The following is a 10,880-nucleotide window of genomic DNA, read 5'->3' as shown; positions in this document are numbered from 1 at the left end:
GAAGGCACGCCCGTCCCGGATGAAGAGAACATTGGGCTGGCAGACGAACCCGTGGATTTGTTGCCGCTCGAGGAAGAACCTCCGCGGAAAACACCGGCGGCGCCTTCGCCACCTCCCCGGGCTGTCCCTCTGGAGCCTGCTGATACGACCTCGCCAGCCCCGTCGCGAGACTTCGAGCCGCCACCATCCAGCCCTACCGAGGATTTGCTGAGCGAACTCTTGCCTCCCACCAGTCCAACATCGGCGACTGTCCCACCGGTAACAACCTGGACTTCGCCCCGTCGCAAAACGCCATGGGAATCGCCGCTCATCCTGTTTGGTGGTGGGGGAATCCTTCTTTTGCTGTTCGCCGGGGTGGTGCTTCTCTGGTCTCTCAACAGGCGAAGTGGGGACGATTTGCTGGCCGAAGCAGATGCCGACTACCATGCCGGCTCGTACACGCAAGCCATCCATAAGTACACGCAGTTTCTGGATAATTTTCCTCGACATCCCCAGGCGGGACCGGCCAAAGTGCGGCGGGGACTAGCGCAAATCCGGCAAGCCCTGCAAACTCAGGAGAGTGCGGCGGCACTTTCTGCGATTAAGGAGGTCCTCGACCAAATCAGCCCCCTTCCCGATTTCCACGCCGAGGCCGACGCAGAACTCACGGCGATTCTACCGCCGCTTGCTGAGAATCTAGCGCGGGCGGCCCTTCAAAAAGCAGATCCCGCCCTTGTGGAAAAAGCTCAGGAGGCCCTTGCCTACTGTCGGCGATTCATCCCGCAGGACAAACGCCCGGTGGCGAAACTCGACGAAATCGCCACCACGCTCGAACTGGCACGTCGTCGCATTTCCGAAACGGAAGAATTGGCTCAAACAATCGGCCGTCTGGAAGAGTTGCTGGCAAAAGGGGATCTCGATCGGGCTTATGAGGTGAGAAGGAAATTTCTTGAGGACTATCCGCAGGCGAGAAACAGCACAGAGTTGATTCGCGTCATGCGGCGCGTTGCGGAAGCGGAAAAAGCCCGGGTGAAGCTCGCTGAGCCGTCACCCGTTCCAAACCCGCCCAAACAGCCTCCCGTGGAGCAAACGGCGGTGTTTGCTTTCCTCAAAAAGGGGGAAGCCCCATTGCCGGAAGATCGGGTTGTAGTGGTCTCCGACCAGTCTTCAGCTTTTGCCCTCCAGGCACGTACGGGAAAGCTCCTGTGGCAGCGCCGCATCGGCGAATCAGTCGTTAGTATTGGTCCTTCTCAGACGCCGTGCATCCTCGAGATTGATAACCGCCCGGCCATCGTCCTTCCGGACCGCGTCAATACGTGCGCGGCCTGTTTGGAGTTGAGCACGGGAAACCCTCTCCGGGAAATTCTGCTGCCCGAGCCTCCGGCCCAGTGTGCGCTGACAGACGCTAACAGAGCAACCGTTCTGGGAGATTCCGGCCGCATCTACCTGGTCGATCTCCAGGAGGGAAAGATTCTGCGAGAACTGACGCTTCCCCAGAAACCCGCGTTTCTTCCGGTGCTGGCGGATAATCCGGTCCGATGGTATCTCGTCGGAGAACATTCCAATCTCTTCGTCGTGGATCCCGACGCAGGAAAATGTGTGGACGTGTGGTATCTTGGCCATGAGCCGGGCCAACTCTGCGTTCCACCGGTGATTGCCGGCGAGTATCTCGTTCTGCCGATGCAAAAGGACGGGCAAACAGCGCAGCTCCGCGTCCTGGCACTTTCCCAGCAAAACGGGAAACCTGAAGACACCCAGGCGTCCGACGCTCCAATTCAGGAAATCCCTCTGCCGGGAAAACTCCTCACACCTCTGCAAGTTCAGGAATCCCGACTGAGTTTGATCACTCACGATGGGCGCGTGCAGGTTTATCAATTACGGGCAGGCGATCGTCAGCAACCCCTGGTGCTTCTTGCGGAAGGAAAGTCTCCGGGAGGGCTCCAGCAATCGGATCAGTGGGTCGCGCCGTGGGTTGTGCTGACGGGCGACTCCCTGTTCACGGCCGATACCTCCCTGGCGGAGTTTGAGCTTCAGGCATCGGCCGCACGACTCATCCCGCGATGGGTGGCCTGCGAAAACACTCTGGCCGTTGCGCCGCCCGTGATTGTGGACTCCACAGTTTTTTACGCTTATCGCCGGCCAGGCCGTGCTGGGATTTTCGTCACGGCGGTCAACGCTGCCGATGGGCGAAGTTACTGGGAGGTCCATCTCGGCGACCCCGGAGTCACTCTGACTCCGTTACCGTCTCGCCCATCACAGATAGCGGTCATTACGTGGAGCGGTCACGTGGCCGAATGGAATCTCTCCGGAGAAGGTCAATCGCCAAAGGCTGTCGAAGCCCTGGCAACCACCGAGATGCCGCTGGTTCCTTCCCCGGAAGTGGAGCCGCTCACGTGTTCTCCTTTCCCCGGCCTGTGGCTAATAAGCTACCTGGGAACTCGCGATCTGCTGAAGATCGATGCGCGAAGCGATCCCCCGAAGCAGGAACCTGTGCGATTCACAAAGGCGGTGGCTGGTCCACTCGTTCCCTTGGCAAACGGGTTTACAGTCGGGCTTGAGGATGGGAGCCTCGTCTGGCTGCCCATTGATCAGGAAAATCCTCAACCGGTTGCGTATCTGGGACCGACCGTCCCCGGAAAGACCACCCGTTATTCAGGCGCTGTCGCTCTGGAAAACCAGACCCTCGTCGCGGCGGATAATCGAGGGCACCTCATCAGGCTCCGTCTGGAAGGAAACCCGCCAGACCACTTCCGCTTGGAACGTGAGCAATCCCATCGTCTCCCATTCGTGTCGCCCCTGGCGCGACTCGACAAGCTGATTGTAAGCAGCGATGCCGAAAACAATCTGGTCTTTTTCGACGTAGAGACCCTTCAGCCCACAGCGACGATTCCTCTTTCCGGCGAGTGCCTCTGGGGACCTGTGACCGGCGATGACCTCGTCTATTTCATGAGAGCCGACGGAACCTTTTTCTGGTTGAGCGATGCCACCAGCATGGGGCAAGTGGCGATGCAAAATCGCATCCCGGCAGGGATCCCGATCCGTCGCGGTCAATCATTGCTGGTGGTCACATCGGCGGGGGACCTCATCACCATCGATCTGAACAGCAAAAAGATCATCAACACCCTGCGGCTGGAAGCGCCTCTTTCCACAGGTGGTACCCTGCTCGGAAACGAGCTTTGGCTGGGGACGCTGGAGGGATGCTGGTTGCGCGTCTCCCTGGATTTGCTGCGGACGAGTCGGACCACCGGTAGCGACACCCTTTCCGCAGTTCCTTGAAACAGGTGATGGACTCGGCGTCTCAGAAAATGGATCGGCTTGGGAAACATATCGATCTGCCGAACCAGCGTACCGCGGACACACGGCGACTCCCGCGGTGCCACGGGTTGTGCCGTACCGCCTGCCTGCTGGTCCTTTGTATCCTGGGCAGGGATGCCTTCGCTGAGGCGCCGCAGCAACCTTCTCCGCTGACACCTCAGATATCAAAACAGCTCTCCGAACCCAGCATCGACACGAGCACCCCATTATACGAGCAGCCGCCGTTCGACCTGCTGTATCTCAATGCGGCCAACAATAACGCCGTGCTCAAGCTGTCGCCTGTTCCCCTGCCCGATCGCAAAGTTCCGCAACCGCTACCGCGAAGCGGGTATCTGGAGATTGAACTGTTCGACCGTCCGGGCGAACGTTATCGCGTCCCATGGCAGGCCGTGGTGCAGCTTAAACTGTTCGAACAACTCCTGCTGGAACAGGCGACGAAACTCATCCAGGAAAAACGCTTCGACGAAGCCTACGACTACCTGGACTACGTGGCCACCCATCATCCTAACGTCAGCGGATTGGCCGAAGTCGAGCAGTTGTTTTTAATCGAAGAGGCTCGGGCGGCCCTCGCTCAGGGACAATCGGAGCGCGCATTTGCCGACCTCTGTCGCCTGAGCCAACTTAACCCGAACCATCCGGAACTCTCCAGTTTGATCGGACAGGCAGTCGATACGCTGGTCGCCCAGCGATGGCAAAAAGGGGAATATGCCGCGGCACGGGGGGTGGTGGAAACGCTCTCGAAACTTCTGCCCCAGCACCCGGCCATTGAAAAGTGGCGACAGCAATGGCAAACCGAGGCCGCCGAGCTGGAGAAGCAGGTGCGGCAGGTACTCGCCGAGGGCAATGCCCGCCAGGCGGACCGGCTTGTCCGCAAGCTCAGGCAGGTTTGGCCACAACAACCCGGGCTTGACCAGTTGATCGCCGAAGTCCGCCAAGCCTATCCACGATTTCAGGTGGGAATCACCCAACCAGGTGCGCGGCCTGATCCCACCTCGTTAATCGACTGGGGAAGCCGACGTTGCGGGCAACTCATCCGCAAGGCCCTGGTGGAATATACGGGTCCTGGTCCAGAGGGGGGCGAGTATCGGTCCGCATTCCTCAGGTGGCAACTCGATGCTGAAAAGCAGACGCTGACGCTTCGACTTCGGCCTGAGCGTCCCCGATTTGCGGATGGGCGATCCTACACCGCTTACGATCTCGCCCAGCAACTGGCCAGTCGCGCAGACCGACACCACGAGGCATACTTCCCACCGTGGGCGGAGGTCGTCGCCGGTATTCGTGTCTTCTCGCCCGAAGAGGTCATCGTCAATCTTCGATTTGTTCCTCTCAAACCGGAGGCTCTCCTGCAGTGCGTACCGGTGCCTGCGGTGATTCTCGCTTCCTCCGCTGGAAACCGTTCTCCTGATGTCGGCCCGTTTCTGCTTGCCGCAGAAGAATCCTCGTCATCGCGGTGGGTTTTTCTACGCAACTCTCACGCGGGGACTTCCTCCGACCAGACAAGCCCGGTTGGTCCGGCCGAGATTGAAGAGATCGCCTTTCCCCGATGCCGGGACGCTTTGCGGGCCTTGCGCGGCGGCGAGGTGGATATCGTGGATCGCGTCAATCCCTGGGAACTCCCTCTGCTCGCCGAAGCCCGCGATGTCACTGTGCAAACCTATCGCGTACCGCTCGTTCATCTGCTGGTTCCCAACCTTTCCAAGCCCTTGCCCGGCAACCGTGATTTTCGCCGCGCCATGCTGTACGCCATTGACCGAGACCGCATCCTCCAATCGCTGCTGGGAGGCAAGAGACAACCAGGCTGCCAGGTCATCAGTGGTCCCTTCCCTGCGGGGACATCTTTCGGCGATCCCCTCGGTTATGCGTATGACGCGCAGATCAAACCCCGCGAGTATCAACCTTCGCTCGCTCTGGCGTTGAGCGAAATCGCTTTCCGTCAGGCTCAGGAAGTGGCAAGAAAACGGGGGCTGCCACCGCCGGAATCCCGGGAGGTGGTGCTCGCCCATCCTCCCCACGAGATTGCCCGGGAAGCCTGCCGACAGATTCAGGAGCAGTGGCGTCTGATAGGCTGGACCGTCAAATTGGTGGAAGCGTCGCCCGATCAGCCCCCACCACCGAACTGTGATTTCCTGTATGTGGAGGCCGCCATCTGGGAGCCGGAAGTTGACGTTATCCGGTTGATCACCCGTTTGATCCCCGAACGGCAGTATCTTTCGCCCCAGGTGGAGCTTGCCCTTGCAGGACTGGGCCATTCCGCAGACTGGCCGACGTTGGGACAACGTCTCCGCGACCTGCACCGCTGGGTGTATGACGATCTCACCGTGGTGCCACTGTGGCAGCTTGTGGACTTTTACGCCTACCGTTCCGGAATCAAAGGATTGGAAGAGCCGCGCGTGTCCCTTTACCAGAATGTCGAGACCTGGCAGTTTGCCCCGAATTAGCCGCGTGATGGCCGGCTCACAGACAAACCGACGGAGGTCCCGTAAAACGACGAGATTCCTCGATGGGCGGGTAGTTCGCCACTCCGAGGGAATATGGCTTTATCGAGGCAGTTTTGCAAAAGCGATGAGCCATCACGCAATCCAGCCACCCCGATTACCTGGTGGCGTCCTTCGGGGAAACATTTGCCGGATCCGGTTGGCGTTCGGCGACAAATAAAACTCGCCTTTTACGTGTCGACAGGCCACATGATGAGGCGACAACCGATCGAAAAAACACGTTTGCTGCGGGAAGCACTCATCGCCGCAGCGGCGCTTGCTTGGCTTGGTGCTTTTCCGGTCGTTTACGGCCAGAGCTTTTTTACACTTGTACCGTGCCGGCTGAACGTGATCTGCCTGCTTCCTCCGGAGATCGCCACCTCCACCGGCCTGGAGCAGGAGTTCTGCCGCCAACTTGGCGAGAGGCTCGCCAGCGAACAGGGCCCTGCGTGGCGCGTGTCTGTGGCGCCCCCGTCCGCGGAGGATCGGGCGATTCTCCGTGCCGCACTCCGCCGAGATCTCCCTTTTGATCCCCCGACTTCCTGGCGGAAGGTGGCCCTGCGCGACAAAGTGGTGGTTCTCGCGGTGAAAAGAACCGGGCTCGGTTGGCACGTCGTGTCGCGCGACTGGGATGTGAGGGTCGAACGCCTGGGCCCGCTTGTGGAGCACACCGCCCCAACCTGGTCGGGTGTCCTGGCGGCTGCCGCAGAAACAGTGCGCCGGGCTGTCGTCCCGGTAGCACAGATTCGCCTGGTGGAACAACAGGCTGTTCGCCTGGATCTCCAGGGAAGTCTTCTGATGGAGGAACGTTCTCCATTGCCCCGCCGCCAGTTTCTCGCTCTCGCTCGGTATGAAGATCGCGACGGAAATGCCCGCGCAGTGGTTCCCCTCCCGTGGACGATTCTGCAATCGCCGGAAGGGCCCCCCGCCGAGGACGGGAGCGTGAGTTGCCAGATTATTTCTGGCCTGAAAAACCCTCTCAGCGCCCGACGTCGCGGGAGGGTGCAGCTTCTCGCCTGGGCTGTGACGCCTCGGTCACGGTCCGTGGTGCTTTCCCTGCGGAATCGTCAGGATTCGCAAAAACCGCTGGTCGGGTACGAAGTGCTCGCCCAGCCGGATGGTGAGGGCTCACCACAATTCCTGGGGCGCACCGACTTCGCCGGCCAGGTTGAAATACCGACCGAGGACCCACCGGGATGGAAGCTCCTGTGGGTCAAGCATGGCCGTCGGGTGCTTGCGAAAGTGCCCCTGGTGGATGGATCAACGGAATTTACTGAACTCGCCCTGCCTGACGACGATCCCCGGCTTCTGGCGGAGGGTTACCTCATGAGTGTTCAGGATCAGCTCGTTGATCTCGTCACTTTGCGGAGTGTCCTCATCGCACGGCTCCGCGCCCGGATTGCCGCCGGAGATTGGGAGCAGGCCATCCGGTTGCGAGACCAGCTCCTCCAGCTCAAATCCCGAGAGGTTTTCTCCAGCGAGCTGACGCAGCAACAACAGCGGCTGTTCTGCCCGGATCCGGTGGGTCAAAAGCAGATCGACAAGATGTTCGAGGAGACCCGTCGGCTGGTCAATCTGTATCTCAATCCACGAGAAGTCGAGGAGCTTGTCAAAGAGATTGCCATGAAAGCGCCCCGGCGGACCGACACACCCTAGCTCCCTACCGAGCGTTCTACGGCCTTCGCGTTGATTCGCGGTAAAGGACTTCCATTGTGCCGGAAAACTGGCGCACGACATCTTCCGGGGTGAGATTCATATACACTTTGGGATCGACGGTCCAATGATCTTTGTCGAAGCGGAAGATGGCCACGCCACACCGCTGCGACTCCTCACTGGCGGGCAGCCAATCGGAATCCGTTCCCAATGTAACCAGCACAACTGCAGCGAGCCGATGGCCGCCGCGTTCCCTCAGATAGAGAACTTCATCGTCAAACTCGCAATCCACCCACTCGAGCTCACCCGCCACCACCGGAACAGCAATTTGGCGGACAAGCCTTGCCTCCAGGCTTTCGCGCTGACGATGAAACTGGCGGCGTGCCTTTTCGAACACAGCCCGAGCCTGCAACCTGCGGAGTGGTCGCCAAAGCGCCGCCAGGATCGCCGCCACAGCGAGCGGAATCAGAATGAGCGAGAGCTCGTCCGGCATAATCGGGCCCCACTTTCCCCAACCAACCGTCCATTGGCATTGTACGAGCGCTCCCCCCACCGATGCAACCCTCAGGAAAAATCTGTGCGGGTTCCGCCCCGTAACAACGGTTGCCGAGTTGACTCTTCGCTCCCGAAAACATGAGCCGATCCAGCCCGGGAACGGGCGCGTTCCCCTCCGCAGTTCTCCTCCGGGAGACCGGCTTGTCAGGTCCACCTTGCGCCGTTTGGTGAATCCATCTCCCGCCCGAGCTCCAGCGGCTTGCCTCCGTCGCTGGTTGAAAGGGAGGGGCAATTCATGAATTACCCCCGGCACCCCGAACTCGCGGCAGTGCGCAGGTTCTCACAAAAATGTAGACGGGTCAGTCCTGACGCTGCCTTGCTGACCACGATAGAATGAAGCGAATCCTCGGTTTCCCGGAGGCTTGCAGCGGGAAGAGGATTGTTTTTTGTTTTGGGGGACGAATGAACTGCCGTCTGTGTTAAGAAGGACCGCTCTGTTCAAATGCGTCTGGGAGTCTTTGGCGGTAGTTTTGATCCGGTGCACTATGGACATCTCCTTTTGGCAGAGTGCTGTCGGGAGCAGCTCTGCCTGGAGAAGGTGCTCTTCATACCGGCCGGGCAACCGCCCCACAAACGCCAGCGGCCACTCACCCCGGCAGAACATCGTGTGGCCATGCTGGAACTGGCCATCGGGGGTGAACCGGGGTTCGAAATCTGCCGGTATGAAATTGAGCGGCGAGAAATCAGTTACACGGTGGAAACACTTCGCTTTTTGAAAGGTCAGTTTCCACAGGCGGAACTGTTTCTGCTTGTCGGGGCGGACATGCTCAACGATCTTCCCAACTGGCGGGAGGCCGCGGAAATCTGCCGCCTCGCCATCCCCGTCGGAGTCCGCCGCGCAGGAATGCCCCTTCCCTCTCTGGATGGCCTCCGCGCGATGATGGAGCCCAGCCGGTTCGAAAGAGTTCTCCAGCTTCAGGTGGACATGCCCCAAATTGAATTATCGGCCTCAGAGATCCGTGCCCGGGTGGCTTCCGGGAAAAGCATTCGGTTTCGTGTCCCCAAGGCCGTGGAGATGTACATTCTGCACCATGGACTATACAAAGACACTCCCGCCCATGCGGCGGCTACAAGGGAAAGCCACGTCTGTTGAAGCTCACTCAGGCCGGTCTGGCCAATTCTTCAACCGAATGACCGGAGGATTCCAGGGCCGAGCAGATTTCCTGGAGTTGGACCATCTGTTCTCGGGGGGTCAGGCTGACATCGACAAAGACGACCTTTTGTCCCCGAATTTCGCACATATGGCAGCCCCTGCCGTTAAGCCATTCTTCTCTTATTGCCCAGCCTTTACCAATTAATCTCCTCCTCAATTCGTCCAGGCTACGCAGAACATCGCTTCCATCCATGCTTTCGATTCCCCGCTACCGAGAAACTGTAAAACCTGGCGGATCTATTTGCGTACTGCAAACTGTTCCTGTGAAACGGGTACGGTTCAGCCGATGAACTCTATAGCAATATCTCTTGTGTCCGGTGGGGAAGCCGTGTTGCCACGTGGCCAAATTTCCTGAAAAGGCGCGTGGAATCGGGTAGTCGTTCGCCAGAAACACCCGCAAAAACACGGCTCGAAGGCAGTCTATAGTCACTGTGGTACTCTGTTGCAAGGGCACTTCCGTGGACGAAAACACCCTGAAATCACTTCCACCCGAGCAACAAATCGCGTTTCTCAAAGAACAACTTCTGCAAACCCAACGTTACACTGCCCTGGGGGAGCTTGTGGGCACGACGACCCACGAGTTCAACAACGTCCTCACCACGATCATCAACTGGGCCCGGCACGGCCTGCGGCATCGCGATGATGCCACCCGAGACAAAGCCTTTGATGCAATTCTCGCCGCTGCCACGCGGGGTTCACGGATCACACAGACGATCTTGGGCATGGCACGGCGACGCTCCAACACCATGGAGCCAACCGATCTCCGCCAACTGCTCGCCGACACGTTGCTCCTTCTGGAACGGGAGATGAACAAATACCACATCCGGGTGGAAGTGGCCATGGAAGAGGTGCCACCTGTAATGGCCAACCCGGGTCAGATTCAGCAGGTGCTCCTCAACCTTTTGACCAATGCCCGACAGGCCATGCCGCGGGGCGGACGCCTGGTCATCCGACTCCATCACGACCCCGGTTCGGAGTTCGTGGATCTTCAAATCCGCGATTACGGCACGGGGATCCCGCCAGAAATCCTGCCCAAAATCTTCGATCCCTTCTTCACAACCAAGACGGGCCCAGATGCCAGTGGAAAGGGGGGAACAGGCCTGGGACTCTCTGCCTGCAAGGAGATTATCGAGGCGCACCGCGGGCGCATTCGGGTGGAAAGTGCGGTGGGCAAAGGCACATGTTTCACCATTCGGTTGCCCTGCGCGGCGGTAGCGACATCGTCCCCCTCGAGTAACCCAAATGAGACCACACAGCCGACGGCTTTCCGCTCACAATCCGTGCCGGCGGCTCCCACGTTCGCCCGGCTCGTCAACGGCGAGGTGTCTCCCGAGCCACTTCCCACAGGTCGCGAGGGACCACTGGACAATGTCTCTTCCTGAGCCTGATCGACAAAAGGCGGGGCACAGCAGTGAAGATCGGTTTTTCTGAGCATCTTTCCCCGCAGATGCCAGACGCTACACCGTACCCCGAATCATGGGTTTCTTCCGGGAACCGGCTGCAACGGCGGGAGCGGATTCTGCTGAATGACTTGACCGCCCTGAGTCGGGATGTTGATATCCTCCAGCGGCGGCGTTGATGCGGCGGGAACAGGAAGCAGACCGAATCGAGCCCCAATCATTTCAATGATTCGCTGTTCGAGCGCGGTATCCCGCCCCAGGGGAATCCAACCCGCGTGGGTTTGCTGTTCTCCGATGGGTGAGACGACCCGTGTGAGAGAACTATCATTACGAAACGTTGCCGAGGAAGTC

Annotated in this window: 7 protein-coding genes and 1 pseudogene; 5 read left to right on the top strand and 3 right to left on the bottom strand. The window is 59.5% G+C overall.

The annotated features are described in order from the left end of the window. The 3 genes from H5U08_RS03420 to H5U08_RS03410 form a co-directional block, all read left to right on the top strand. Positions 1-3,255, top strand: a 3,255-nt coding sequence (locus H5U08_RS03420; RefSeq protein WP_297030135.1) for a PQQ-binding-like beta-propeller repeat protein, incomplete at its 5' end; no start/stop codon positions are given. An 8-nt stretch (positions 3,256-3,263) separates the two neighbouring features. Then, the gene (locus tag H5U08_RS03415; RefSeq protein WP_297030134.1) at positions 3,264-5,732 is read left to right on the top strand and encodes an ABC transporter substrate-binding protein; all 2,469 of its coding nucleotides are present in this window, start codon (positions 3,264-3,266) and stop codon (positions 5,730-5,732) included. A gap of 246 nt (positions 5,733-5,978) precedes the next feature. Next, on the top strand, positions 5,979-7,424 hold the full coding sequence (locus tag H5U08_RS03410; protein ID WP_297030131.1) for a hypothetical protein: 1,446 nt from the start codon (positions 5,979-5,981) through the stop codon (positions 7,422-7,424). Positions 7,425-7,440: 16 nt separating this feature from the next. Here H5U08_RS03410 and H5U08_RS03405 read toward each other — a convergent pair whose 3' ends face one another. Then, the gene (locus H5U08_RS03405) at positions 7,441-7,914 is read right to left on the bottom strand and encodes a hypothetical protein (protein WP_297030129.1); all 474 of its coding nucleotides are present in this window, start codon (positions 7,912-7,914) and stop codon (positions 7,441-7,443) included. Positions 7,915-8,418: 504 nt separating this feature from the next. Here H5U08_RS03405 and nadD point away from each other — a divergent pair. Continuing rightward, positions 8,419-9,069 carry a nicotinate-nucleotide adenylyltransferase gene (nadD, locus tag H5U08_RS03400; protein ID WP_297030126.1) on the top strand — a complete coding sequence of 217 codons (651 nt, stop codon included), beginning with the start codon at positions 8,419-8,421 and terminating at the stop codon, positions 9,067-9,069. Between the two features lie 7 nt (positions 9,070-9,076). Here the strand turns inward: nadD and H5U08_RS03395 are convergent, their stop codons facing one another. Then, entirely contained in the window at positions 9,077-9,322 is a 246-nt protein-coding gene (locus H5U08_RS03395) for a hypothetical protein (protein ID WP_297030123.1), read from the bottom strand. Between the two features lie 265 nt (positions 9,323-9,587). Here H5U08_RS03395 and H5U08_RS03390 point away from each other — a divergent pair, with 265 nt between their 5' ends. Then, positions 9,588-10,511, top strand: a complete 924-nt coding sequence (locus H5U08_RS03390) for an ATP-binding protein (protein ID WP_297030121.1) — start codon at positions 9,588-9,590, stop codon at positions 10,509-10,511. 92 nt (positions 10,512-10,603) lie between these two features. Here the strand turns inward: H5U08_RS03390 and H5U08_RS03385 are convergent. Continuing rightward, positions 10,604-10,880 (bottom strand): annotated as a pseudogene (locus H5U08_RS03385) (hypothetical protein); the annotation flags it as partial.

Source organism: Thermogutta sp. (assembly GCF_014359955.1).
Lineage (GTDB): Bacteria > Planctomycetota > Planctomycetia > Pirellulales > Thermoguttaceae > Thermogutta.
This window is presented reverse-complemented; position numbering and strand designations above follow the sequence as displayed.

Coding starts and splice junctions, on each gene's coding strand:
- H5U08_RS03395 (WP_297030123.1), bottom strand. CDS start 9,322: ATGGATGGAAGCGATGTTCTGCGTAGCCTGGACGAATTGAGGAGGAGA.
- H5U08_RS03405 (WP_297030129.1), bottom strand. CDS start 7,914: ATGCCGGACGAGCTCTCGCTCATTCTGATTCCGCTCGCTGTGGCGGCG.
- H5U08_RS03410 (WP_297030131.1), top strand. CDS start 5,979: ATGATGAGGCGACAACCGATCGAAAAAACACGTTTGCTGCGGGAAGCA.
- nadD (WP_297030126.1), top strand. CDS start 8,419: ATGCGTCTGGGAGTCTTTGGCGGTAGTTTTGATCCGGTGCACTATGGA.
- H5U08_RS03415 (WP_297030134.1), top strand. CDS start 3,264: ATGGACTCGGCGTCTCAGAAAATGGATCGGCTTGGGAAACATATCGAT.